We start from the raw sequence: 26211 nt of genomic DNA on the forward strand, positions 1-26211 counted from the left end.
GCCAAATCGGTCGCCGAAGCTGGTACCAACGTGCACGGGTTGGCCTCTGTCACCTATCGTCGCGACGGTGCACTGCGGGCGGTCTGTTTTGTGTCCAAGTTCGCGCTTACGCTTACTAAGCCCGTGCGGAGGCGACATTTGATCCAAAGACGCTCACGCCCCACCAAAGATATCAAACAAAAAGCCCAGTCCTTGTGACTGGGCTTTTTGTTTGTCAAATCAATGCAAGCACTATGTAATCGGATTGAGTCAGCCAATTCCGTTGCCTGCGTAAGCGTTACGTATACTAATGGTTGGCAAAATCAAATCATCAGCGTAATTATTATGTAGTCTAACTGTTGGTCCAATCTCATCGTCAGCGTAAGCGTTACGTAGTCGGATTGAATTCAATTCCATTGTTTTCGTAAGTATCGTGTAACGGAATTGAATCCTATCGTCTCCGTAAGCATTCTGTTGGATTGGACCAATTGCATGGTGCGTGTAAGCATCATGTAGCCGGATTGGACCAGCCCAATTCCATCGGCTACTCGACCTCCATCACCGCACGATCGTTGCGTGACGCGGCATCCCGCGCCTGGTGTCTCTACTGCATGTAAATCGCTATCGACAAGGTGCGGCGCGGTAAGAGCTCGGACTTAACGCGCGATTCGAAGTCTCCCCAGTTTTAACCGCCAGCCTTGGCGACATCGCTGCAACTGAAGCTAAAACCCACTAAACAATTGTTAAACATATTCACAATTGTTAAACATATCGTCCCGATAATCCCGCTCGATTAAGAATCACGGGCTTGTTTCGTGAGCGCCAAAAGAGTTGCACATACATCCAACTGGGGTCCCACAATGTCGGGCAATCAAACACAACGCGTTACCCTTCTTCTAACTTCGATCGCGGCCGCCTCCGTACTGGCCGCCTGCGGAGGCAATAGCGGCACGCCGTCGGCGTCGGCCAGCAACACGACGTACACGGGCGCCGTGGCCGCCTCTGGCTTCGTTTCGGGCAGCAAGACCGGCGACCCGACCTTCCAGGCAGGCTACTACGCCGGCGCCACGGTGTGCCTCGACGCGAACGGAAACGGCAAGTGCGATGCATCGGAAACCAGCACGACGACCGACAGCACCGGCCACTTCACGCTGCAGACCAGCGCCACCGGCCCGTTGATCGCCGACATCAGCACCAAGGCCTCCAACACGGCGACCGGCCAAGCCGTCGCCAGCCACATGGTCCTGCGCGCCTCCGCTGCGCAAATCGCCGACCAGGGCGCGTCCAACGTCGTGATCAGCCCGATGTCCAGCGAAGTTCAGCGCCTGGTCGAAGCCAACAACACGACCTACGCTATCGAAAAAGCCAATCTCGCCACTCGCCTCAGCGGCGGGACGCTCGGCACGGCCTCGGTGAGCGTCAGCCCCTCGGATGTGCTGGCCGACGTCAACTCGCTCTCCGGCGCCGAGCAACAGGCGGTGCTGTTCGAAGACAACCAGCTCGCGAGCCGCTACACGTACGCGACCACCAAGCTCGACCGCGGCGACATGTACCCGGACAACCTGGCCGTGACGGGCGGTGACCCGACCCTGCCCCCGCTCGCCGCGGCGGGCAAAGTGACCGCCCTGACCGCCGTCACGCCCACGCAATCGCAAGCACCGATCACGTTCGCGCAAGCGCAGCAGGCCGCGTTCGATGTCGAAGGTATTCCGCGCTACGACAACATCTTCATCATCATGATGGAGAACCACAGTGTGGCTACGGCTACTTCGGGCAGTACCACCACCCCGGGGATTCTCGGTTCGTCGGACGCTCCGTTCATCAACCAGTTCCTGACCAGCAACAGCCAGTTCACGACGTATTACTCGACGGGCAACCCGAGCGAGCCGAACTACACGGCGCTCGGCGGCGGGGACGACTGGGGCATCACGGACGACAACTGGTGGGGCTGCGGCGCAGGCACGACCGGTGCCAACGCACCGACGGACCTGCCGTTCGCCGGCGGCACGGCCTCGGACGGCCAGCCGCTCGTCCCCACCGGCGCGCTGCCGCCGACAAGCGCTGGCCAGTTGACCGACTACACAAACTCGGCCTGTACTACGGTCGGCGCCAGCGCCAGCCACAACATCGCGGCCCCGAGCCTCTTCACGCTGCTTTCGCAATCCGGCATGACGTGGCGCACCTACAGCGAATCGATGAACCCGGGCCAGGACCCGCGCGCCGACGGCATCGCCGATCCGGCCATCTCGGCTGCTTACACGGGCCCAGGCGGCAACGGTGCGGCCTACACGGTTCCGGCCGCGCTGTACAAGACCAAACACAACCCTGGCATGCCCTATCAGAGCACGCGCAACCTGCCTGAGTTTTTCGCCGATAGCCGCACCATCTTCGGTACGCAATACACGGCAGCGGACTGGGCGAAGTCGACGGCTTACGGACCCATGCCGGCGGGCTACAACACTGACCAATTCAGCACCGACCTCGCGAACGGCGACGTGGGCAATCTGAACTTCATCATGCCCGACCAGTGCGACGACATGCACGGAGGAGTCGATAGCGATGTTTCGTGCCAGTCGGCCGGACTCCCGATCATCCAGCGCGGCGACGACTACGTGCGTCAGGTGGTCAGCAAGATCGAGGCGTCGCCGCTCTGGGCCAACAAGCAACGCAAAGTGGCCATCGTCGTGATGTTCGACGAAGGCGAAGGCACCTCCACGTCGTGCTGTGGCTGGAACCCGCAGACGTCGGACGTCAATCAGGCACCGCTCACGCTTACGAACGGTGTGCTCACGCCGAAGTCGACGTCGATGTACTACGGGGGTAACCACGGTCATGGCAACTCGGTCTTCGGTGTAGCGACGAACCAAGCCAACCCGAATATCGTCGACAGCGACGAGTACAGCCACTTCTCGCTGGTGCGCACGCTGCAGGACATGTTCCAGATCGCCGATCCGGTGCAGCCGTCCACGTACCTTTCTCGCGCGAAGTACACCGAGTCGTTCATTGTGAGCAACATCGTGAACCTGCCGGAATTCGCGGGCAGCGCGGATACGCACCTTGACTCCGTGCGGCCGATGAACCACGCCTACGTCACCCCAGCGACCTACACGCAGAAGTTGAACCCGGCCGATGTGACAGGTACGTCGCTGGCATCGCGCGGCCCTGGGCCCGACCCGACCCAGACCAACGTCTGGTCGCTCGCCAAGTAAGTGCACGGCTCGCGAGAGGCGGTTCATTGCTTCCCGCAGCGACAAGCGTGTGATTGCTCCCTGTCGGGCCGCATTTTTTGCGGCCCGGCAGTTTCTTTTCTGTCCGTTCTATCGCCAGGCGGCCTTCGGCGCTGTGAGGACTGCCCGGCAATCGGGCTCAGGAAACTAAAGACTTGATATGCGAAAACTCTCCCTAGGCGCGATCTGTGCGCTTTCACTGATATTGGCTGCCTGCGGCGGTGGTGGCAGCGACAGCAGCACCCCGACTCAGACGTCGTCGGGTGGCTCATCGAGCGGCTCGTCGGGCGGTACGACGCCCTCGCCCGAACAGCCCACGCTGAGCCTCGCCGCTCAAGTCGGTCAGCAGTTGTTCGTCGATCAGAACCTGTCCAGCGGCAAGAACATGTCCTGTGCGACCTGCCACTCGCCGCAATATGGCTATGGCCCCCCGAACAGTCTCGCGGTCCAGATCGGCTCCGATCCCTCGCAGTCGGGCGTGCGTGCCGTGCCGTCGCTGCGCTACAAGGATATGACGCCCCCCTATGACGACAATTCCGAGAATCCGGACGGCGTGTCGCAGAACGCACCGGGCGGCGGCTTCATGTGGGACGGCCGCGCCACGACGCTGGCCACCCAAGCGGGGCTCCCGCTGCTCAACCCGATCGAAATGAACAACGCGTCGCCCACTGCCATCGTGCAGGCGGTGCAGAACTCAAGCTACGCGGCGCTGTTCCAGCAGGCGTACGGAGCGGGCGTGTTCAGCGATCCGACCACGGCATTCACCGACATCGGTCTCGCCCTGCAGGCATACCAGCTGGAAGATCCGAACTTCAATCCGTATTCGAGCAAGTTCGACCTGTATCTGGACAACAAGATCGGTGGCACGCTGACCGCGGCCGAACTGCGCGGCCTGGAGGTCTTCAACGGCACGGGCAATTGCGCGGCCTGTCACTACGCGGGTGCGAACTTCAACGGCTCCGTGGCCCTGATGACCGATTTCACGTATCAGACGCTCGGCGTGCCGCGCAACGATACGGAAATTCCGAACAATCCCGATCCGATCCCAGCCAACACCAACACGTCGTACTACGACATGGGCCTCTGCGGACCGATCCGGACCGACCATGCGCCGGGCGTGGCGGGTATTCCCAACCCCGATCCCTTCTGCGGCAACTTCAAAGTGCCGACGCTACGCAACGTCGCAACGCGCACGGCGTTCTTCCACAACGGTGTGTTCCACTCGCTCGTGCAGGTGATGAATTTCTACAACACGCGCGATACGAACCCGGAATACTGGTACCCAAGCACGGGCGGAGACACCAGCAACGTGACGCAGAACCCGTCGTTCGCGCTGTTCCCGACGTATGCATCGGGTGCGACGGCCCAGCGCTTCAACGATCTGCCAGCGGCCTACCAGGGCAATATCGACGAAGAACTGCCGATGGGCCAGGGCGAGACTCCCTCCAACGGCACGACAGTGACCCAAGGTGCATTGCCGCGTCCGATCCACTCGGCGCCGCAGATGACGCAGCAGAACATCTCGGACTTGGTCTGCTTCCTGAACACGCTCACCGACGGCTATCAAGCGCCCACCACGGCACCCACCAGTGGCAACTGCGTGAACTGACGAAATGATGATCCGCGCGCGACCTGCCCTTTCGGTCTGGTCGCGCGCCGTATCTCATCCGCACCTTAGCAATTCAACCTGAGCAACAAACACCATGACGCGACGTTCCACCGCCGCGCGCTTCGCTTGCGGCGCGTTTGCCCTGATTGCCCTGACTCTGATCGCCGGCTGCCATGACAAGAGCCAGGACGCCGGCCAAGAGAATTTCACGGCCACCATCAATGACTTCCTCGCCCAGCGCGGCCACCTGTGTCTCGCCAAGTACGACTGGCCGATCTACACGACGACGGACGACATGGCCGCTGGTACCCGCGACGCGCAACAAATGCCAGTGCTCGAGAAACTTGGCCTGGTCGCAGGCAAGAACGTGGTTGTCGAACGCACCGACGAGACCGGCAAAAAGATTACCGCGAACGCTCGCCAGTATCAGTTGACGGCCGAAGGTCAGAAGTACTATTTACATATTCCGGAAGTGATCGCGACCGGTACCTCGCGCGTCACGCACCCGGCCGATTTCTGCGCCGCCACGCTCTCGCTCGACAAGGTAGTGGGTTGGGAACGGCCTGTGCAAGTGGACGGCAAGACCGCCACCTCGGTTCTCTATACCTACAAGATCGATCCGGCGCCCTGGGCGAAGGATGCCGACGCACAGCGCGTGTTCCCGATGATCAAGCGCGTGATCGAAGGCGCGGGCACGATGCAGTTGCGCGAAGGCGTGCATTTGACGCCGAAGGGCTGGGTCTCCGACGAGGTCTTCCAGCGCTGAAACCCAGCGGGCGGGGCAGGCGCTCAGCCGCCCCGCAGGTCGTCAGGCCTGATCGCGCGACACGAAGCGGCGCGTGCGGATCCATTTGGTGGCCACCCATTTTTCGCCCGCCCGCAGCGGCGTGCTCGCATGCAGCGAGCTCGGATCGGTATGCCCGAACCGGTTGCAATATTCGAAGTAAAGCGCCTGGCCACGCCGCGGCGTCACCGACCAGCCAAGCTGCGGAAAGGTCGTTTCACCGCCGCCGCCTTCCACATCGTTCAGATACATCAGCAGCGTGCCCACGCGCTGGCCGCTGCGCGCAATCGATTCGCGACTGGCCTGATTGCCCGCCATAAGGTAATCGACATGTGGTGCGAATTCGGCGCCCACTTCGTAATTCAACATTTGCAAGCCTTCGCCGTTCTCGGCCGGCAGCCCGGTGAGGGCCGCGATGCGTTCCTCGAGGCGGGCGATCAATGGTGTTTCCCCGAGACGAAAAAACATGCCGTGGCTGCTGCGGTGACCGGCCACGATATTGCGACCCGTGACACGGTCGACCACGGTCGAACGATCCAGACGTGGGCGCGCCAGCGCGATCAGTTGCTCGCATTCGCTTGCGGTGAGCAGATTGGCCAACAGCACCGCGGCGGGCCGCTGCATGCGCGCGATCACCTGCACCTGGCGCTCGCCGAGTCGAATCAAAGCACCGTCCGGCACACGTAAAGGCTCCGGCGCGTAAGTGATGGGCGCGCCGCCGACCTCGAGCGTGGGCCCCGGCATCGGTGTGCCGTGCATCAGCGCCGACGCGACCGCATCGACCATCGCAGTCGCCAACGCGACCTCGGTTTGTCGGTCGACGAGCTCGCGCACGATCGCCTGCGGCTCCACGCCGCGTGTGAGGTTATGGGCGATCCAGTCGCGCAATTCGGTGGGAAAGTTGACTACTATGGGCATCGGAGAGGCAAACAACAGGCGGCAAGTCATCAAGGCTGTCAAATATAGGCAACTGTGTTGTCACGAATATGACGCAATCGACTTAATTCCAATCAACGTGGCAGACACCAAGCGCGGCATCTCCAGCTTGGAAGGGGCGCTCCGGTGCACTGCTCAGCACGTGCAGCCCCGCCACGCGCTTCCGCGCTTTCTCTGCTATCTGTAACTGTCGCGGGTTTATTTCCATCCGCTTCGCATCGCCAAATCCCGCCTTTCCGACGCTTGCCCCACCTTGATCGGCAATCGCGATCGGAAGATCCGTGATAACCCGCGAATCCGCCGATAGGCGCGCAGTGCACGCGCCTACGTCACGTCGCATGAATACAACGCTCATCGAAAGCGTTTGCGACGCATACCCTCAATTACTGCCCCGGCAGATATCCAATTATGAGATTCAAATTCAATAAGTAACCTGTTTATTATCTACGAGTTAATGTCTTTTCAATTCTTACAACGCATTGTTTATAAAGGATTCGTGATTTACATAATCGCTTAACTCGTCTGAATGGAACGTCGTACAGCATCCCGTAAGGCTCCGCAAGCACATGATTGAACAGCGTTTTCCCTAGCCCATAACGTCGGCATTCAAAAAAAATGCGAAACCTATAATTGCGCCGGAATGTGAAAGAGACATTTCATGGACAGATTCCTGGCGGTTGGAAAATGCCGCCATTCGGGGCGCTACCCGCGTTTTAATCTTCGAGGAGACGCAATGAAAAAAGTTGTTCTGACCATGTCGCTGCTGGCGATCGCGGCCGCCGCTCAAGCGCAAAGCAGTGTGACTCTGTATGGCCGTATCGATAACGGCATTCAGTACGAAAACGGCCTGCCGCAAGGCCACAAGATCAGCGCGGAAAGCGGCGATTGGGGCTGCTCCTGGTTCGGTATGCAAGGCGCTGAAGACATCGGCGGCGGTACGCAAGTCATCTTCCAATTGGAAGGTCAGTTGAATACGCAGAACGGCCAATCGGCCGGCGCACTGTTTGGTCGTCACGCGACGATCGGCTTTACGAACGGCAACTACGGTACGTTCAAGTTGGGTAACCTCGGTGCCGGCGAACTGTCGCAGGACAGCTGGGGCGTCGACCCGCAGGTCATGCAGCGTTACGCCATCTCGACGCTCGTGCGTGGTCGTAACTGGGCGAGTGCGGCCAACGGTTTCGAATACACGTCGCCGAATTTCTTCGGCCTGACCCTCAAGGGCCAGTACGACATAACCAATAACTACAACTGGAATTCGGCAGGTACCGGCGCAGGAACGGGTAGTACCGTGGGCTCGGCGCAAGGCCGTACCGACGGTATCGAAGCCGTCTACGACATTGGCGCCCTCGAACTGCGCGGGATCTACGACGAAGTACGCAGCGCCAACGGTACGTTCGACAACGTCTACACGCATTCGCGTTCGGCGCTCGGCGGCGGTACCTACACGCTGGGTCCGGTCAAGTTCTACGCAGGCTACCAACACCTGAATGCACCGCAGGCTACCGACGCGTCCATGGGCTTCGCCGGCGGGCTACCGGCCGGCACCACGGCTCCGACTTCGGTCGACCACGAATGGTTCGGTGTGGCATGGCAGGCGACGGCTGCAGCAGCTCTGACGGGCGCGATCTTCCATGCGAACGCCAACAACGGCAACGGCAATGCGACGATGTACACGCTGGCCGCGACGTACAACCTGTCCAAGCGCACGTTCCTGTACACGGAATTTGGCTACATCCACAACAGCTCGACGTCGAACGTCGATCTGGGCAACGATGCCTTCGGTCCGAACACGAACCAGTCGGTATCGCCGAACGCCAGCACCACCAACCCGAACTACGGTCACAGCCAGACCGGCGTGTTCGCTGGGATCATGACCGGGTTCTAAGCAAGACTCTCCGCAGCACCCTGTAGGGCGAAAAGTGTTAAGAAAATAAGTCGTACTTCTTGATTCGAAATGTATCGAAGGACCGGTGTGACGCTACCCCAGCAGCGTCGCACCGGTTTTTTTTGTTTCTGCGTTCTGAAATTAACCGGCGGGATTGGGGAATTTATTTAAAGGGTCCATCCGAATGGCTGGCGGCATTCAACGCGGTCTACAATCCCTGACCGACCTGCCTTGCTGAATGAAGGCGATGCAGGCCGTTCGCGAACCCGCCCGACCGTGGAAAGCCGGCCGGGAGGGCCAACCGCGACGTCATCGCGCAGCGTACAGGCGCAACCGTTCGTCAACCGGAAAAGGGCATGCTGTCAGGGCTGTCCAAGTATCGAATTCAGGAGACATGGAGATGGGTGAACTCGTTTTGCGCAACGTCGAGAAGTCATACGGCGAGGGTCCGAAGGTAATCCAGGGCGTGAATCTGGAGATCCCGGATGGTCAATTCACCGTATTTGTCGGCCCCTCGGGCTGCGGCAAATCGACCATGCTCCGGATGATTGCCGGACTGGAAACGGTAACGGGTGGCGACATCTTTATCGATGGGGAACGCGTCAATGATCTGCCGCCGGCGAATCGCGGTATTTCGATGGTGTTCCAGAACTATGCCTTGTATCCCCACATGACCGTGGCCGAGAACATGGGCTTTTCGCTCAAGCTCGCGGGGGCTTCGAAAAAGGAAATGCAGGACGCAGTCGGGCGTGCGGCGGAGATCCTGCAGATCGGCCATCTGCTTGAACGCAAACCGAAGGCTTTGTCGGGCGGTCAGCGTCAGCGTGTCGCGATCGGCCGCGCGATCGTGCGCAAGCCGCGCGTGTTCCTGTTCGACGAGCCGCTGTCGAATCTCGACGCAGCGCTGCGCGTGCAGATGCGGATCGAACTCGCGAAGCTTCACCGTGATCTCGGGACGACCATGATTTACGTGACCCATGATCAGGTCGAGGCGATGACGCTCGGCGAACAGATCGTCGTGTTCAACAAGGGCAATATCGAGCAGGTCGGCGCGCCGCTTGAACTCTACGATCGGCCGGCCAATCGCTTTGTCGGCGGCTTCCTGGGTTCGCCGCAAATGAATATGCTGCCGGCCACACTGGTCTCGCAAAACGACGCCGAGACGGTTATCGGCCTCGACGGCGGCGCGGGCCGCCTTATCATGCCTGGCCGTTCGGACAGCTCGTTGGCCGGTGAAATCACCCTTGGCGTACGTCCGGAGCATCTGAGTGTCGCGCTCGCAGGCCAGGGTTTTGCGGCGAAGGTGGAACTGCTCGAGCACCTCGGCGACATCTCGATTCTCCATGCGCGTATCGATGGCGTTTCGAAGACTGTGTCGCTGAAGGTCGACAAGAAAGTCGCCGAGCTCGCGATCGGCGCGCCGATCGGAATCAGCGCGCAACCGGGAGTCGCAGTCGTATTCGATTCGACGGGCCGCGCCGTGAAGTTCGATCGGGGCGAGACGCGTCGCGCGGCTTGAGGTCGATTCACCCGGACTTTCCGTGAGATCCCGCGCGCCCTGAGGTGCGCGGGAAGATCTGAGACGACTGGGACCCGCACACCCCCCAGAGGCGGAAATGGAAAAGCGAGTATCGAAGACTGTATTCAAGGCCAAGGCCTGTGAATACCTGCGGCATGTCGAGACGCTGGGCGAGACCGTCATCGTGACGGATCGTGGCGAACCGACGGTCGAAATCCGGCCCTACCGTCGGTTGCAAAAGAGCCCGCTCGATGTGCTTCGCGCGTCGATCGTGCATTTCAATGAACTCGATGAGCCGCTCGCCGCGCTCGGCAGCGAGAAGGGTGAATGATTACGCTGGACACTCACGCCCTTGTCTGCTGGCTGAGCGGGCGTAGATCCCTGAGCAAGATGGCGCGAGAAGCGATCGAGAAAGAGTTGAATGGTGGTGAGATCCTGATTTCGGCCATCAGTGCGCTCGAAGTGTCCGATCTCGTCGAGAGCGGGCAACTGGTGCTTTCGATGGATACGCCAAGCTGGCTCGCAACCGTTGCGTCCATCGAAGGCGTGCGCATTGTGCCGGTCGACACCGAAATCGCGTTTCGCGCGGCCCGGCTTTCCCCGACCCTGCTCTCGAACCAGAGAATCATTGTTGCCACGGCACGCACCTTCGGCGGTGCACTCGTCACGCAGAACCCCAAGGTTCGTGCGCTGACCCATGTGGAAACCATCTGGTAACAATGACTTCCCGCTTGTTGGGATCCGCTGCTAACTCCCGCTGACAACCGTTGCTATTCTGATGAATTAAACAGATGAAACGGTTGTGCGCGTGCGCATCTGCGTCTATCTCTGCCAAACTAACGCTTTCGTCAGAGGCTTGTCGCGATGAGTCGCATGCGGCAGTGAACTCGCGAGTTTCAGTGCGATATTCCGGTCGTACTTACCGCCAATAGCCTCCCGCCCCGATTTTATCGGCGGCGTGTCATCCGCCACCGGTGGGCATACGTTTGCCTTCCTATTCGGCGCCAGATGGGACAGGTGTGTCGACCAAGTACGCTGCGGGAGTACCAAGTGGGTCAGGGCCATAAATATCTGAAGCTGCTGCGCTTGCCGGGGTTCACCTCGATGGCGATCGCGATGTTCGTGCTCGGTACGGCTTTATCGTTCACCGCCCCGTATGTATCGCTCTACGGCGTCAATCATGCTCATATGTCGCCGGGCCGCCTGGGCTTCTTCATGACCATGATGGCCATTTCGGGCGTCGTGATCAGCCGCTACATGGGCAAGCGCTCGGATGCAGCGCCCAACCGCCGCCCTTACGTGCTTGCCGCCAATTTTGCCGCCGTGATCGGCTATGCTGGCATGGGACTGACCAGCAATTATTGGCTGATCCTCATACTTGGCTGCGTGTTTCTCGGAATTGCTGCCGCCACCTTGCCGCAGATGTTTTCATATTCGAAGACCGCGCTCGCCTTTTCCGATAGCGAGGAAGAGGATCTCGGCAGCGCCGCGCTGCGAACGCTGGTTTCGATTGCCTGGGTGTTTGGACCCTCGATCGGCGCGATTCTTCTCAGTTTGCTTGATTTTGACGGCCTGTTCGGTATCGCCGCGGGCTGCTTCGCGACGGCAGGCTTGCTGGTTTTCTATGCAAAGATGCAGCCTCCCACGCCGGCTCATCATGCCCGCCCGCCGCCCGCTGTACCCTTCGATAGCGCGTTGGTGGATCTGTCGGTTCCTGAGCGTTCGACCGTAGATGCGGATGTGCCGGCTCCCGGTAAGACCTCGGCGATCGCTGCCTCGCGTGCATCTGCGTCTGCATTGCCGTCGAATATATCTCGCTCCGCCAGCTCATCAGCCGCATCACGTTCTGCCTCAACAGTACTGCCCTCCGCGATGGCCACAGCCTCCACGTCGGCCACGACCGCCGGTCGTCGGGATCTGGTCGTGGCAGATCACGCCTCCCGGGGGAAGTCTCACCAACGTGCCATCCTGCTGGCCTTCGTCGCCTTCACACTGATCGGGGTGTCGGGTGCCGCCGTAATGATCGCGTTGCCGATTTACATGGTGAACGTGCTGCACGGAAACAGCCATCAGGTCGCGATGATGTTCGGGTGGGGAGCGCTGCTCGAAGTACCGATCATGCTTGGCTTTGGCCTGAGTTCGAAGCGGCTCCCGAAGAGCAAGCTCATCGCGGCCGGCGCCGTGATCCACGTGATCTATTTCATCGGCATCATGCTCGCCGACAGTGCTGAGCACCTGGTGCCGCTGCAGGCGGCCAATGCGTTTGTCGTGTCGGTGTTCTCATGTCTCGGGATGCAGTACTTCCAGGAGTTGATGCCGAACGAGCCGGGGAGTGCGACGACGCTGTTCTTCAATACGAACCGGGTTGGGGCGATTCTGGCCGGGGTTCTTGCTGGCTGGATTGCCGGCGTATTCGGCTACCGGTATGTCTTCGTCATGTGCGCGCTGTTGTCGAGCGCGGCATTCGTCCTGCTGTTCATTCTGGCGCGGCAGGAAAGCCGCTCGCGCTTGCGCTCTGGCGTGGCGAAACTTGCCAATTAAGCGGTTTGCGATTACCGTGCATGCGCTGATAGTAAGTGTGAATCAGTGTCCGACACGATTCGCGAATAGTCGTAAATAGGCGCGTCAAGGCCGATCCGGAGGGGATCAGCCTTAATGGTTTATCCGTACCTAGCCTAGCGATTCAAATCAACCATCCGGTTTGCATCGAGCGTCGGCGGAGACCGACTCTGCGCGCCACCCGCCTGTCGCCTATTGCCGGATAAACTGATCGGTGGTCCAGAGCCCCTGCGTATCCGTGTTGGATGCGCCGACGAACTCGATGTCATGCCCGATTACCCGAATGGCCCTGAACTCTGTTTCCGGGGGCGTCGCGACACAATCATAGCCAGTGAAAAATTGCTGCGCTTGCCCGGGTTCGCCGGCTTGCGCATGCTTGAAGGCGGCATCAAATTTATCTTTCGACAGACAGCCGAACGCATTGTCCTTGAAATGAAAGTTTTGCGCGGGGACGACGTCTTGCGCTTGCGCGACAAGGCCGACACTCATCGCGGCGGGCGCCGCCACGACGATCGCAATCAATGCTCGCTTGAGTTTCATTTTTGTCTCCTGAGAGAGCGAGAGAATGGCATTGAGCTATGTGCTTATTCCATTCCGGGTGCCCACATTAGTCATGCTAGGTCATTTGATTAATTCGACAAGCAGTTTAATTGTGCAAGCGCAGCAGGAAATCCGGTGGTTTCTGTAAGCCGCTAAATGATTGGTGGGCCTGAATATTGTGCGAAGCCGCATAATCAGGGAATACCTTATTGCTAAATTAACACTATTTGACGTTTTGCTGCATACGCAAATCGGCTGCTTAAGCAGTGTCCGCAGCATTCCGTGAGATCAGCCGGGGAGGCGCGCCGGGCTTTGTCGCAATGCGGCGTTTTCATTGGTACAACTCTGGATGGACGCATAAACGTCGCAGGACTAAATTTCGATCTGCGGGGAGACCACCCGATTCAAGCGTTCAGCTACAAGAAACGCAAATAAAAAAAAGCCCGACGCCTAATGCGTCGGGCTTAAACCGCGTAGTAGAGACACACATACTGCATGGCTCAGGATGCCAAGAGCCGGTTGCAGTCACGCAATAGATGTGCCATTTCCGCCAGACCTACCCTTTAGTTTCCTGAAGCTTCCCCGCCTGCCGTGCCTCGTCCCGCTAGTCGCTTGTGCGCCGGCTTTAACTCGTATGCGGTCGTCACGCTGCCTTCGCTGGCTGCCCGCCAATACATCGCGTCAAAAAGACAAAACTCCTGGAAGACCTTACCGGTCCCCTCGCATGGTAAAACTAGGGACCGCGTAGCGCCGGCTTCCCGCCGTGCCGTGCGCGGCAAGGGAAAGATATGAAACGCCGAAGCCGGGCCACTTTGATTGCCATTGTCGTTGTCGTCGCTGGCGCAACCAGTTATGCGAGTCCTTATTGGACGCTTCGCGAAATGCGGGGCGCGATCGCCGATAAGGATGCCGACGCGTTTTCGTCCCACGTCGATTTCGCTGCGCTGCGCGAAAGCATACGCGGCCAGGTCATGATCGCGATGCACGCGAGGCTCGACACGCCCGAAATCAAGGGCAATCCGCTCGCCGGCCTTGGCATGCTGCTCGGGATGGCGCTGATGAACCAGGTCATCGATACGATCGTGTCACCGGCAGGCGTGATGACGCTTATGGCGGAAGGGACCTCGAAGCCGCTCGACCTGCTTCCCGGACGCACATCGTCGTCAGGTCATGGATCGACCGGGGCTGGACCCGCCGTGCCGGCTTCGAGCATGGCCCCGTCGCTCGCGCCAGTGCCTTCGAGCGCCGCGTCCGCTGGCGTTGATGGGGGTAGCGGCGTGCAGACGGGCACGACCCCCAGGAACGACTACACGGTGCATTACAAGAACTGGTCGACGTTTACGGCAACCGCTCGCCAGGACGGGCAGGCGCCGGTGACTTTCATATTCAAACGTCAGGGGCTCTGGTCGTGGAAGTTGGCCGGCGTGACCTTGCCTTTCAGCGCTGGGCAGTAATCGCAACAACCGGACAGAACGAGAACCGCGGAGAAAATGGATGATGTGGGTTGAAGGAGTATTCGTCGCGATGCTGGCGACGTGGGGGGCCGCCTTTCAATGGCTACCCGGCAGGCGCCGGATTACCGTGGCGATCGGCGCACTTGCCCTCTGGGCAATTGGATCGGGATGGATCGCCCATATGCTTCTGGACAGCCTGCGTGTGCCGCCTGTCGAACCGCAGCCGCCATTCGCGGCACAAGTCGCGATCGTCGTCCTTGGGGGTGGCACGGTCTTCGATGACGACCAGGGTTACTACGTGCCGCGTCGGGATTCGTACATGAAAGGTGTGGCCGCCGCGGCGCTCTACCGCGACTGCCGCAGCGCATCTTCGTCGTGCACGGTGTTTCTCAGCGGGGGCGATCCTGAACACCACGGCATTACCGAGGCCGAGGCCTTTCGTCGAGAATTGGTCGCGCTCAATGTGCCTCAGGCCGACATCCGTCTGGAGCCGCGCAGCTGGAACACCTATCAGAACGCGAAATACACCACTGCAATGCTCGGCGACGTTCAGGGCACACAGATTTTTTTGATCACGGCCCCGTATCACATGCATCGCGCCCTCGCGATGTTCGAGCGGTTTCACGTGCACCCGATCCCGTGGTCGTCGGCCCTGGCGCCACCCAAGCAGGGCGACCGCCTGCACGCGATCCGGCCGCTGATCGAGAACGTCCGCCTGACTGAGGTCGGTGTCCACGAAATACTCGGCATGGTCCAACTGAAGCTCTACGCGGCGCTCGGCTGGTACTGAAAGCCACGTTATGGCAGGGTACTTAAGCTCGGGCCGACTTCTCTGCAACTGACTTATGTCGGCTGTGACAGGCTCGACGCCTTCTGGGCGTTCGGCGAGGATACGTTCAACAGCCTGGTTTGCACATGATGATTCGCGTTGCCACCATTGGATTTACCGCCAAGTCGGCAGAGCGTTTTTTTATGCTGTTGCGAAATGCGTCGGTGAAAACGCTCCTCGATGTCCGGCTGAACAATTCGTCCCAGCTTGCGGGGTTTGCCAAGAAGGACGACCTGCGTTTCTTCGTGTCCGAACTTGTCGGTGCGCAATATCAGGAGCTTGGAGAGCTGGCGCCCGAGGCATCCATGCTCAAGCGATATCGGGAGAAGGAACTCGACTGGACCACCTATGCTTCGGCCTATTGCGAATTGCTTGCCAGGCGGCGCGTCGAAAGCAACCTTGACGAGGCGCTATTCGATCGCGCCTGCCTGCTATGCAGCGAGCATTTGCCACACCATTGTCATCGCAGGCTCGCGGTCGAGTATCTGAACGAAGCCTGGGGACAGAGAATGGAGGTTGTGCACCTCGTTTGATACCTGCGTGACGGATGAGGTGATTCGAATGCGCGTCGCAGTTGATCGGCGAAGGCCTATGTCATTCGGCCTCTGCGAGCACTGCCTCCATGTCCTTGCGTCCGCACAGGGCGAGCATGATCCGGACATCAACCGTTGAGAGGAGCTCGGTGAGCTGCTCATACCTCTCCTTCACAGCCGTCAGCGAGTTTTTGACCTGGGCGGCCAGGATGGCGAAATCACGATCGCGTTCGATTTTTCTGCAGAGATCCTTGCCTGTGGATGTACAGAAGATGAGGGCGGCGCGTTGCCACGAATCTCTTCGGATCTCATCTTCGATCAATTCGACCTGCTCGCGTGTGAGCAGGGCAGGAGCGGCTTCGAGCTGCGCGAATATTCGAGCGGCGAACACCTCTTCGTCCATGATGCCTTGCTCGATCTGCTCAAGCTCCTCGGCAGTCCACGCGTTGGCATTCTCGGCAACGTTTTCAGCTTGATCGTCCATAGCCATCTGACCTCCTTACAAGTCCGGTTGCTTGGGTGGCGGTTCGCGTTTTGCACGTTCCGCCATCGTTTTATACCGGCTCTTGGATGGTGGGGTCTTGCAAAAACCAAGCAATGTTGCGCGATGTTGCCCTGCCTCCTTTCCTTGCTGCGCTTTTGAGAACTTGGCGTAGTGTCAGCAACGAGCAAGCAGATCAGTGGGCGCGCTCCGATGGATCGACGTCGACCATCGCCCAAATCGCATCAACGTAGTCCGGATTCTGACGCAACGATTCGACGGTTGAAGGCTTGAATTCGACGCTCATGCCGCCTTCGATTGCGGACTCCACCCACAGCTCGATGGCCTCGATCGTGTTGGTCAAGGCAAGTTCGATCGTTTCACCCCATGAGTGGCAGCCCGGAAAATCCGGAACGATCACACCGTAGTCAGAGCCTTTATCCTTGTGAATCGCAATAGGAAATTTCAAGGCTACCCTCCATCCGGTCCAGAAATGGACCTATTTCCCAATACAGAATCTACTAAAAATCACCCCCAACAGATCATCAGACCCAAACTCTCCCGTGATCGAATTCAACTGATCCTGCGCAAGGCGCAGTTCCTCTGCGAAAAGGTCAAGCGACTGCGATCTCTGCTCGGCATGTTCGTTGGCAAGTGCAAGGTGTTCCGCCGCGGCACGCAGTGCCGAAAGGTGTCGTTCGCGTGCGAGGAACACATCCTCTCCCCCCGGCTGCCATCCCGCAATCTTCAGCAGGCTCGCGCGCAGCAGGTCGATTCCCTCGCCGCCTCGGGCCGATAGCCGGACTTCCACCGCGTTACCCTGCTCGTCGTCCGATACGCTGGCCGTTTCTCCGGCGAGATCGATCTTGTTGATCACTCGCAGGATGGGTACGCCCGCAGGGAAGCGTGTTGCAATGTCTTCGTTCCCGGCGTCCATACCGGTTCGCGCATCGAGCAGATGAAGAACGACGTCGGCACGGCCGATCTCATGCCAGGTCCGCTCGATGCCGATGCGTTCGACTTCGTCTTCGGTGTCGCGCAGTCCAGCCGTGTCGATCACATGCAGGGGGATACCCTCGATCTGGATGGTTTGCGCCACTTTGTCGCGCGTCGTCCCCGCGATCGGGGTCACGATCGCCAGTTCGGCACCGGCCAACGCATTGAGCAGGGACGACTTGCCCACATTCGGCTCACCGGCGAGCACGACTGACAGGCCTTCGCGCAGCAGTGCACCCTGGCGTGCATCGGCAAGCACGCGTTCGAGCGAGGTGCGGATCGAGGCGAGTTTGCCGCGCGCATTGGCGGCCTCGAGGAAGTCAATTTCCTCTTCCGGAAAATCGAGGGTCGCTTCGACGAGCATTCGCAGATTGATCACGTCATCGACGAGCGCATGAACCAGTCGCGAGAACGCGCCGTCAAGCGAGCGCGCAGCGGAGCGTGCAGCGGCTTCGGTGCTTGCCTCGATCAGGTCGGCGATGGCCTCGGCCTGGGCGAGATCGAGTTTGTCGTTCAGGAAAGCGCGTCGGGTGAACTCGCCAGGTTCGGCGACGCGCAGCCCGAATGGATGGCCAGCCTCAAGGCAGCGCTGCAGCAATAGTTGCATGACCACGGGGCCGCCATGGGCCTGGAGCTCGAGTACGGCCTCTCCGGTGTAGGAATGGGGAGAGGGGAAATACAAGGCGATGCCGCGGTCGAGCACACCGCCCTGTGCGTCGACGAAGCCGCAATAGTGGGCGTGCCGCGGCGTGAGTGGTTGGGCGCAAACGGCCTGGATGACGCTGTGCACGGCGGTCGGCGACTGTCTGCCAAACGACAGGCGGACGACGCCAATTCCGCCTCGGCCGGCGGCGGTGGCGATAGCGGCGATCGGGTCTTGGTCGGTGGCAAGCATTTTCAACAAGGTCTCACGGTAGCCCGGCATGCGGCGGGTCGGCGGCAAATTGTAGCTTGCGGCCCGAAATGCACATCGCGGTGAGATGGCGTTGGGGCTCGTGTTCTGGACTGTCAGACAAAACCGATTCTTGTATCGGGTGCCTCCCCGGAGGTGAATCGTCGATCGGTGTTTCAACCAGACAGGAAATCTGCGACTGCATGTCGCAGCCCGAAGGGTGATGCGTGGCTGGATGGCGTGAATTTGGGGTCGGTTGGGGCAACGGGCTCGGAAGTCCAAAGATGGCATGGAGCTGGATTCCGACGACGCAATCAATCTTTGGGAGATTTTGTGCGTGCATTGATTACACTTTTTCACGTCCAGGGCGGTGTTTCAATTGGGTGGTTGAGCGCTGGCCGCTGGCCCGAATGCAGAATCCGCCCATGCCGTCCGCTATCGAAAAACTATCTTTTTCCCTTCGTCTTCGCGCCGCACTCGACAATGTGGCGAAGGTGAAAGGCGCGACTGATCTCGCGCGGGAATTCAATCTCCAGCACCGGGAAGGTGAAGGGGTTAGTGTGCAGAGTGCGCACAAGTGGCTGAGCGGCAAGTCGATTCCGACTCCGGACAAGCTCGCGACGCTCGCACGCTGGCTCAATGTGACCGAGCACTGGCTTCACTATGGGCCGCCGCCTGATCCGGTCTCCGCGCTGAATAGCGGAGCGGAATCATCCTTGGCTTATCCGCGTTCGCACGAAAGTCTGACGCTCGCGAGGAAAATCGAATTGCTTTCGCCAAGGCAGCGCCTACTCGTTGAGGAGTTGGTGTTGCAGTTTCACGGGCGCTCGAATGAGTAGTGTGCGAATCGCGATTCGGCTGGGGTGGCCCGGCGTGCCATGCCCGATGGTCGACGTGGGCAAAAAAATAGCCCGCCGTAGCTGGGCTACGTCGGGCTAAATCCATATCGGAGGACATGGAGGAGACGGATTCAATCTATCGCTTTGCCTATTGCAGTGCAACAAAAAAATAAAAGTAATGGTGAAGAAGATCCAGCAGACGAGTTTCGATGGCGCGGATTGCACCGATTTGCTCATCCCCGACGGCCTTGTGGCGCATGGATTGGCATTAATAGGGCGCGATTGAGGCGCTTGAGCAGCCCCATTCCGAGGCCAACGCCATGGACTTGGCTTCGTGGTTCAAGCCTCTTTTTTGTGTGCCCCCGTCGGTGATCCTCGATGATCAAGCTCGGGGTAGTGCCGGAAGATCCCGGATTCGTTGAAGGGAATCCGACGCGGCGAATCGAGATATCGCGCAATCCGCGGCAGAGCGCGTACGCGTTGACGCAGGGATTCAAGCTTCGGCCACTGGCCGCTCATGGCCGCAATGGCGTGCGGGAACGCGTAATTGAGGCCTTCGATTATCTGGAATGTCGACAGGTCGACGTAGGTGCGCCGGGCACCGACCATCCATTCTTCACCCGCGGGATTCTGCTCCAGCACGCGTTCGAAATAGCCCATGAACTTCGGCACGCGGGCCTCCAGAAACGCTGTCGTACGCTGCTTGGCCGCGGGCTTCTGATCTTCGTAATAAAGATGAGTCGCGATGGGGTGATGGGTGTCATGCACTTCCGCAACCAGATCGGCAATCGTCAATTGAAGCGAATGCGCCCAGTACATGCCCTGCTCGTCGGACGGCGCGAGCCCGTGCTTGCCGCCAAGGTAAAGCAATGCGTTCGCGGTTTGCGGAATGATCAACTCGCCGGCCTTCAGGAAGGGCGGTGCAAACGGGATGACGGCGGCGTGACGGTCCTTGATCGGCGCAAGCATCGCCTGAGTGCCGCCATGTTTTGACGCGGGCTCGCGCGCGACGTCGACGTAGTCGGCGCCGGCTTCCTCGAGCGCGAGCCGGATAAACTCGCCGCGACCCTGTAAGCCGTCCCAGTAGTGCAGTTCATAACGCGGCAAACCATCGCTGGTGTCCCTCATGGATGCTCCGTTTCGTTTGATAGAGGTGAACGCGTTGTGCGAAAGCGGGCTGCGCGCCCTTCACCGGTAGGTCGCCCCACGGGGATGCACTCGACGGGCCGCGCGAGTCAACCTTATCACCGGCTCGAAGCTTCGGGTGGTCGGCCCGCGACTTGCATCGAAGCATTGCTCATGCCAGCAAGCTGCGAAGGCTGTTGGCCTCTATCAGACTCCTTGTTGTCACGCATGCGGCGAGCCCTTGTTCGTCGGGCTCGCCGCCGAACGCGAGTGACGTTCTTGGGTGATGTTCTCGGATGTTTTCGCACTGTGGCTCCTCGTTCCGCGGTCTGACGGTCCGAACAACAGGGAGTCGGGAGATGCCGCACGGTAGAATGCACCCCATTCTTCTGCGACGGAAACGGGCGATGCCGGCCGGTTCTCCTGACGCGAGCTCGCGGGCAGACCCGCGAGCCGTCCGCACACCCGGCATTCATCTTTTATGCGCTGCGCTGTTCCAGGGTCTTGCCCTGGGAATCTCGTGGGCACGCGTATCCACTGCTGCAAAGGTTGTTCCTAATGAATTCCTACCCGCTGATCGAATGGACGGAAAACGGCGAGGTGCGTGCGGTTCGCTGGCGTTCCGAAAATGGCTCGCCGCCGCCGCGGCGTGTGGTCGTCGCTGACGATACGCTGACGGCCGATACGGCTTACCGCCTGGCCTGCGAAGGGACGGGCCTCCTTTGGCGCGGCGATTTCCAGAATGCGCGTCAGTTGCTGCAGGCAATCGCGCGCCGCGCCGATCGCCCGCCGCGCCGGAAAAAACGTCCGGAGCCGGAATCGCCGGTCGACGCGTTCAATCAATATCGGCAGGCGCAGTCGCAACGCTCGCGTACGCTGAATATGCTGCTGATTCCGATCGAGGGTGACTTCGGCATTGCTCTGCGCCGCGCGCCTGATCTGCAGCAGGCCTGTCTCGAAGCCTATGGCGCGCCAGATGGGCAAGCCTCGGTTGCGTCGCTGCGTGAGTTGCAAGGGCTGATTGGTGCACACGAGTGGCGCAAGAAGGGGGTGGAGATTGCGGTGCTCGGCGATCGGATTCATGCGCACCATGGGGTGTTTTCGCCGGTGCGCGGCGAATATCTGGATCTGGTCGCAAAGGCACCCTTGCCTGCGGCGACGCATCTGGCTTTCGATATCGGCACGGGCACGGGGGTGCTTGCGGCTTTGCTGGCGAAGCGGGGTATCTCCCGGGTGATCGCGACGGATCAGGATCCGCGTGCGCTGGCCTGTGCGCGCGAGAATATCGAGCGTCTGGGCTATGCGAAGCAGGTTCAGGTGGTCGAAGCCGATCTGTTTCCGCCGGGCAAGGCACCATTGATCGTCTGCAATCCGCCCTGGTTGCCCGCGCGTCCGAGTTCACCGCTCGAGCATGCGATCTACGATCCGGAGAGCCGGATGCTCAAGGGCTTTATTGCCGGGCTCGGGGCGCATCTCGAGCCGGGTGGCGAGGGCTGGCTGGTGCTCTCGGACATCGCTGAGCATATCGGGCTGCGATCGCGAGACGAGCTCCTCGCGGCATTCGCGGCGGCCGGGCTCAAGGTGCTCGACAAGATCAGCATTCGCCCGACGCATCCGAAGGTGGCCGATGTGGACGATCCGCTCCATGCCGCCCGGGCGCTTGAACTCACGTCGATATGGCGGCTCGCGCGGGACGACGCCGGCAAGGCGTGATCGAATGCAGCACCCCTCAGGCGGGCTCTGCTTTGCCGGCTTTCTGTGCGTTGTCGAGATAGGCGATGGCGCCCTGTCCGGCGGCGACTCCGCTTGCGAAGCAGGCGGTCAGCAGATAACCGCCTGTCGGGGCTTCCCAGTCGAGCATTTCGCCCGCGCAGAACACGCCGGGTCGTTGCCTGATCATCAATCGGGCATCGAGCGCTTCGAATGCAATGCCGCCGGCACTGCTGATAGCCTCGGCGATCGGACGGGCGCGTACGACGTTCAAGGGGAGCGACTTGATGGCGCCGGCGAGCTGTTCGAGGTCGGAGAACGCCTCCTTCGACAGGCATTCATGGAGCAGGCCGGCCTTGACGCCGCTGATCCCCAGCCGGCTTCGCAAATGGCTCGACATCGATCGTGACCCGCGCGGATGTGTTACTTCGCTTAATACGCGTTCGTGGCTCAGCCCTGGGGTGAGATCGAGCAGAAGGGTGGCGTGGCCGTCCTGATTGATGCGCTCGCGAATTCGGGACGACAGCGCATAAACGAGGCTGCCTTCGATGCCCGACTCGGTGACGACGAATTCCCCTTGCCGAAATATCGCGCCTTCGGCTTCGCTCCGATCTCCGGGTGCCACTGCCATTGCGACGGACTTGAGAAACTCGCCTGCATGGTGACTGCGGAAGTGCTCGCTCCAGTCGGCGTCGAAGCCGCAATTGGCGGCCTGAAGCGGAACGATCTCGATTCCTTGTGCGGCAAGTAGTGGAACCCAGGCGGCGTCGGAGCCGAGCCTCGGCCAACTTCCTCCGCCGAGCGCGAGCACGACGGCATCCGCGGCAAAGTCCTTCTCGCCGTCCGATGTGGCGAAGCGCAGTGTGTGGCTCGACCGCCGGGACGCCTCGCTTCCCCCACTTTCCAGCTTACTGTTTGTCGTATTGACGACCCGGGTGTGGCCGCACGGGTCGCCGACTGGGGCATCTTCATTGCTCTGCGGCTGCGCATTCCAGCCGATCCAGCGATGCCGCATATGAAACCGCACGCCGCTCTCGCGGAGGCGGTGCAACCACGCGCGCAGCATGGGAGCGGCTTTCATGTCGGTCGGAAAGACACGCCCCGATGTGCCAACGAAGGTGTCGATTCCCAGACCGTGCACCCACGCTCGCAAGGCATCGGGGTTCAGCAGGTCCAGCAACGGCGCGATCGCGTCGCGACGGCTGCCGTATCGTGCGAGGAATGCCTCGATCGGCTCGGAGTGGGTGAGGTTCATGCCGCCCTTGCCGGCCATGAGGAATTTGCGGCCGACGGAGGGCATCGCGTCAAACACGTCGACGCGCAATCCCGCCGCCGCAAGTGTTTCGGCCGCCATCAGGCCCGCGGGACCGCCGCCGATGACGGCTACAGTGCGGGTCACATGAGCAGGGAGCACGGCGAGCATCGGGTGTGAATCCTTGATATCGAGCAATAACGGCCGGGTCGTGACCATAACCCGAACCCCGGCGCGCTGACCAGATCAGGCCGGACGCTGTCTACACCCGACTAGCGCGTGGCGTCGGCGGGTTGGCTGGTGCGCTTGGCCATCATTTCAGACTGGCTGCTCGACATCATCTGTTCCTGGACCTCGGGCTTCACGAGGGGATGCGCAGGGTTCGCCATATTGAGTTCAGCGGTCAGCCGGCTACGCAATGAGGCCTCGCTTGCGACGCGGGCCTCGATCATCGCATAGCGTTCGGCGGCGTCGTTCAGATGCTGCTTGAGCTTGCGCGCATAGGTGTCCCACTTCTCATAGTTCCGATGGACTTCTTCCATCTCGGCGTTGCGGCGGTCGGCATGATTTGCAAGTTCACGCTGAAGTTCGGCGAGCTTGCCGGCCGCTTGGGATGCGGCCTGGCGTTCAGCGGCCAGCTTCTCTTCGGCGGTGCGTGCGGTCGAGCTCAGCTTGTCGAGTCGCGCCTCGGTTTCGTTCGCCCGGCTTTCGGCGGCGACGGCACGCGCATCGCTTGCGTCGAGTTCGTCCGCCAGGCGAGCGAGCTCGGTTTCGATCTCGCTCGATCCGCCCTGGAGCTGTGCCCGCTCGGAATCGAATCGTGAAGCGGCCTCACGCAGCGAATTGTTCTCGGCGGCCAACTGCGCGAACGATTCCGCATGACTATCGCGTTGATCGTTCAACTCGGTATGCGCCTGCGCAAGTTCGATACTGAGTTCGGTCAGTCGCGATTGCAATTCGCTCTGGCGTGAAGCCTCGGCCAGGGAGTCCACCTGATTGGCGCGTTCGTTTTCGAGTTCGGCGCGGGCCCGTGCAAGGGCGTCGTTGAGTTCTGTCGTCTGTGCTTCGAGCTGCGCGGCATGGGCGTCGCTCTGCGCGACGCGCTTTGCATGGGCGTCCAGCTCGGCGCGGGTCTGTGCAAGGGCGTCGTTGAGTTGCGTCGTCTGCGCTTCGAGCTGCGCGGCATGGTCCTCGCTCTGCACAACGCGCTTTGCCTGGGCCTCGAGTTGCGCGTCGAGTTCGGCGCGGGCCTGTGCAAGGGCGTCGTTGAGTTCTGTCGTCTGCGCTTCGAGCTGCGCGGCATGGTCGTCGCTCTGCGCAACGCGCTTTGCCTGGGCCTCGAATTGCGCATTGAGTTCGGCGATTTGGCCCGCTTGCTTCGAAGCGTCCGACGCTTGTGCCGACAGGTCGGCGATCACATCGGCGGATTCTGCGAGCTGGGCCTTGAGATCGTCGATCCGGGCCGCAGACTCGGCAGCCTGGCGGGTCAGCGAATCGACTTCGGCAGCCGATGCGGAAGACTGTCGCGACAACTCGTCCGACTGCGCCGCCGATGCTGCGACCTGACGTGAGAGCTCGTCCGACTGCGCCGCCGATGCAGCAGCCTGGCCTGAGAGCTCGTCGATCTGCTGCGCCGAGACGGTTGCCTGTCGGGACAGTTCCTCGACTTGCGCGGACGACGCAGCGGCTTCCCGGGAGAGTGCCTCGATCTGAGCCGCCGATGCAGCGGCCTGATGGGTCAACTGATCGATCTGTTCCACAGAAGCGGCGTAGTCGCGGTTCATTTCGGCCGCGCTGTCCGCGGAAGCCGCAGCGGCCGCATTGAGTTCGGCGATACGATGCTCGGCGTCGTGGACGTGGGCACCCATCGCATCGATGGTTTGCGTGGCCTGGGCGATCTCACCTGACAGTTCGGCAATCCGCGCATCGGATGCTGCCGCGAGTGCCCGCAGAGTCGACGCGTCGCGGTTCGCATCGGCGGCATCGCTTGCAAAGGCTGCGGCCGCCGCGTTGAGTTCGGCGATCTGGCTTTCGGCGTCGTGGCGTTGCGCGGTCAGTGTCTCGATGGCCTGCGTGGCTTCCGCGGCCTCGCTCGACAGTTCGGCGATGCGCGCTTCGGCAGTGGCTGCCTGTTCGCGTGCGCTCTGCGCATCTTGGTTCGCTTCGGTGGCCTGGTTGGCAAGCTCGGTCGCAAGTGCGCCGACCTCGGCAACCTGCGCATCGAGGCGCATGACTTCATCGGTCTTCGCCTGCAATTGCTCCGTCAGCGTCTGGATCTGCGCGGTCTTTTCCTGGTTCGCGGCGGCGGCGGTCCACAGTTCCTGGATTTCCTGGGCATACGCCGCATTTTCCTGAGCACGGGCTTCGTGGGCGGCGGCGAGTTCGTTGCGGCTGCGTTCGAGATCGGTGGCCATCTGCAGCATGTCCTGCTCGAGGGCACCCGTGCGCGCTTCGGCCTGTTCTCCCCGGCTGTTTGCCTGAATCAGGTCTGACGATACGCGATTGAGTTCGTCGCTCCGCTCCTGATAGGCCTGCGCGAGCTCACCCTGGCGACGGCGCCCGCTTTCGAGTTCCTCGACCGTGTGCTGGAGTTCGTACAGGGCTTCGTCGCGCTCGGCGTTCGCATCGTCGATGCGTTTCGAGGTCGCGCGCAGGCGGCGCGTCGCATCCTTCTGGGCTTCATCATTGGCCGTCGTCCAGAGCTGGTCGAGGGCCGAGAGCATAAGGTTCGAGATCTCGGTCGGCAGTGCCGGGCGTTCCTGGGCATGGCCGAGCGTCAACTGCTGCGATTCGCGCCAGCGGCGCAGCGAAGCGGCAACGGTGACGATCGAGCCACCGTGGACCTCGGACCATATTTCGAGCGGAGAGACTTTGCGCCCCTCGACGGTCAGGCGTTCCGCGATTTCGCCGATCAGGTCGTCGTTTACTTCAGGATTGTTGCCAGCCATGGCGCCTCGGCAGTCGAAAATGAGATCAGTAACGCGCAGAGAAAACGTGCAGACCTGCGGCAGCGCGGCTCACATCATCTACGCAAAAACAGCCTGGCCAGACGATATGGG

Annotated in this window: 21 protein-coding genes; 13 read left to right on the forward strand and 8 right to left on the reverse strand. The window is 60.8% G+C overall.

Annotated elements, in window-relative coordinates:
- The first annotated feature begins 839 nt into the window (after window positions 1–839).
- The 3 genes from HV670_RS03885 to HV670_RS03895 all read left to right on the forward strand — a co-directional run bounded on the left by HV670_RS03885 (window position 840) and on the right by HV670_RS03895 (window position 5581).
- Window positions 840–3188, forward strand: coding sequence for an alkaline phosphatase family protein (locus HV670_RS03885; RefSeq protein WP_175103308.1), 2349 nt, complete (start codon window positions 840–842; stop codon window positions 3186–3188).
- Window positions 3189–3366: 178 nt separating this feature from the next.
- Window positions 3367–4815, forward strand: a complete 1449-nt coding sequence (locus HV670_RS03890) for a cytochrome-c peroxidase (protein ID WP_175103309.1) — start codon at window positions 3367–3369, stop codon at window positions 4813–4815.
- A gap of 94 nt (window positions 4816–4909) precedes the next feature.
- The gene (locus tag HV670_RS03895; RefSeq protein WP_175103310.1) at window positions 4910–5581 is read left to right on the forward strand and encodes a hypothetical protein; all 672 of its coding nucleotides are present in this window, start codon (window positions 4910–4912) and stop codon (window positions 5579–5581) included.
- 42 nt (window positions 5582–5623) lie between these two features.
- Here HV670_RS03895 and HV670_RS03900 read toward each other — a convergent pair whose 3' ends face one another.
- A complete protein-coding gene (locus tag HV670_RS03900; protein ID WP_175103311.1) occupies window positions 5624–6517 on the reverse strand; it encodes a 2OG-Fe(II) oxygenase in 894 nt (297 codons plus the stop codon).
- A 751-nt stretch (window positions 6518–7268) separates the two neighbouring features.
- Here HV670_RS03900 and HV670_RS03905 point away from each other — a divergent pair.
- The 5 genes from HV670_RS03905 to HV670_RS03925 all read left to right on the forward strand — a co-directional run bounded on the left by HV670_RS03905 (window position 7269) and on the right by HV670_RS03925 (window position 12483).
- Entirely contained in the window at window positions 7269–8423 is a 1155-nt protein-coding gene (locus tag HV670_RS03905; protein ID WP_175103312.1) for a porin, read from the forward strand.
- A 400-nt stretch (window positions 8424–8823) separates the two neighbouring features.
- Entirely contained in the window at window positions 8824–9942 is a 1119-nt protein-coding gene (locus tag HV670_RS03910) for an ABC transporter ATP-binding protein (protein WP_175103313.1), read from the forward strand.
- A gap of 97 nt (window positions 9943–10039) precedes the next feature.
- Complete coding sequence (locus HV670_RS03915) at window positions 10040–10273, forward strand: type II toxin-antitoxin system Phd/YefM family antitoxin (RefSeq protein WP_175103314.1); 234 nt, start codon at window positions 10040–10042, stop codon at window positions 10271–10273.
- Window positions 10270–10659: a type II toxin-antitoxin system VapC family toxin gene (locus HV670_RS03920; RefSeq protein WP_175103315.1), complete on the forward strand. Its 390-nt coding sequence runs from the start codon at window positions 10270–10272 to the stop codon at window positions 10657–10659. The genes HV670_RS03915 and HV670_RS03920 overlap by 4 nt, the downstream gene beginning before the upstream one ends.
- Before the next feature lie 333 nt (window positions 10660–10992).
- The gene (locus tag HV670_RS03925) at window positions 10993–12483 is read left to right on the forward strand and encodes a sugar efflux transporter (protein WP_175103316.1); all 1491 of its coding nucleotides are present in this window, start codon (window positions 10993–10995) and stop codon (window positions 12481–12483) included.
- 210 nt (window positions 12484–12693) lie between these two features.
- Here HV670_RS03925 and sap1 read toward each other — a convergent pair whose 3' ends face one another.
- Window positions 12694–13041 carry a surface attachment protein Sap1 gene (gene sap1 / locus HV670_RS03930; protein WP_425511377.1) on the reverse strand — a complete coding sequence of 116 codons (348 nt, stop codon included), beginning with the start codon at window positions 13039–13041 and terminating at the stop codon, window positions 12694–12696.
- A 788-nt stretch (window positions 13042–13829) separates the two neighbouring features.
- Here sap1 and HV670_RS03935 point away from each other — a divergent pair.
- The 3 genes from HV670_RS03935 to HV670_RS03945 all read left to right on the forward strand — a co-directional run bounded on the left by HV670_RS03935 (window position 13830) and on the right by HV670_RS03945 (window position 15857).
- Window positions 13830–14495 carry a DUF2939 domain-containing protein gene (locus tag HV670_RS03935; RefSeq protein ID WP_175103317.1) on the forward strand — a complete coding sequence of 222 codons (666 nt, stop codon included), beginning with the start codon at window positions 13830–13832 and terminating at the stop codon, window positions 14493–14495.
- Window positions 14496–14535: 40 nt separating this feature from the next.
- Window positions 14536–15285 (forward strand): YdcF family protein, encoded by a 750-nt coding sequence (locus tag HV670_RS03940; protein WP_175103318.1) that lies wholly within the window; start codon window positions 14536–14538, stop codon window positions 15283–15285.
- A gap of 125 nt (window positions 15286–15410) precedes the next feature.
- Complete coding sequence (locus tag HV670_RS03945; protein ID WP_217478354.1) at window positions 15411–15857, forward strand: DUF488 domain-containing protein; 447 nt, start codon at window positions 15411–15413, stop codon at window positions 15855–15857.
- A 61-nt stretch (window positions 15858–15918) separates the two neighbouring features.
- Here the strand turns inward: HV670_RS03945 and HV670_RS03950 are convergent, their stop codons facing one another.
- The 3 genes from HV670_RS03950 to mnmE form a co-directional block, all read right to left on the reverse strand.
- On the reverse strand, window positions 15919–16347 hold the full coding sequence (locus tag HV670_RS03950) for a hypothetical protein (RefSeq protein ID WP_175103319.1): 429 nt from the start codon (window positions 16345–16347) through the stop codon (window positions 15919–15921).
- Window positions 16348–16534: 187 nt separating this feature from the next.
- Window positions 16535–16807: a type II toxin-antitoxin system HicB family antitoxin gene (locus HV670_RS03955; protein WP_175103320.1), complete on the reverse strand. Its 273-nt coding sequence runs from the start codon at window positions 16805–16807 to the stop codon at window positions 16535–16537.
- Between the two features lie 30 nt (window positions 16808–16837).
- Complete coding sequence (gene mnmE, locus HV670_RS03960; RefSeq protein ID WP_175103374.1) at window positions 16838–18229, reverse strand: tRNA uridine-5-carboxymethylaminomethyl(34) synthesis GTPase MnmE; 1392 nt, start codon at window positions 18227–18229, stop codon at window positions 16838–16840.
- Between the two features lie 422 nt (window positions 18230–18651).
- Between mnmE and HV670_RS03965 the strand changes: the two genes are divergently transcribed.
- The gene (locus tag HV670_RS03965) at window positions 18652–19065 is read left to right on the forward strand and encodes a transcriptional regulator (RefSeq protein ID WP_175103321.1); all 414 of its coding nucleotides are present in this window, start codon (window positions 18652–18654) and stop codon (window positions 19063–19065) included.
- Between the two features lie 339 nt (window positions 19066–19404).
- Here the strand turns inward: HV670_RS03965 and HV670_RS03970 are convergent, their stop codons facing one another.
- Window positions 19405–20193 carry a glutathione S-transferase gene (locus HV670_RS03970; RefSeq protein WP_175103322.1) on the reverse strand — a complete coding sequence of 263 codons (789 nt, stop codon included), beginning with the start codon at window positions 20191–20193 and terminating at the stop codon, window positions 19405–19407.
- A gap of 555 nt (window positions 20194–20748) precedes the next feature.
- Between HV670_RS03970 and HV670_RS03975 the strand changes: the two genes are divergently transcribed.
- The gene (locus HV670_RS03975) at window positions 20749–21903 is read left to right on the forward strand and encodes a methyltransferase (RefSeq protein ID WP_175103323.1); all 1155 of its coding nucleotides are present in this window, start codon (window positions 20749–20751) and stop codon (window positions 21901–21903) included.
- Window positions 21904–21919: 16 nt separating this feature from the next.
- Here the strand turns inward: HV670_RS03975 and HV670_RS03980 are convergent, their stop codons facing one another.
- Both HV670_RS03980 and HV670_RS03985 read right to left on the reverse strand, forming a co-directional pair.
- Window positions 21920–23323 carry a TIGR03862 family flavoprotein gene (locus HV670_RS03980; protein ID WP_175103375.1) on the reverse strand — a complete coding sequence of 468 codons (1404 nt, stop codon included), beginning with the start codon at window positions 23321–23323 and terminating at the stop codon, window positions 21920–21922.
- Between the two features lie 101 nt (window positions 23324–23424).
- Window positions 23425–26100, reverse strand: coding sequence for a DNA-binding protein (locus HV670_RS03985; protein ID WP_175103324.1), 2676 nt, complete (start codon window positions 26098–26100; stop codon window positions 23425–23427).
- Window positions 26101–26211 lie beyond the last annotated feature (111 nt).

The sequence above is a fragment of the Pararobbsia alpina genome (genome assembly GCF_902859895.1).
Classification (GTDB): Bacteria; Pseudomonadota; Gammaproteobacteria; order Burkholderiales; family Burkholderiaceae; genus Pararobbsia; species Pararobbsia alpina.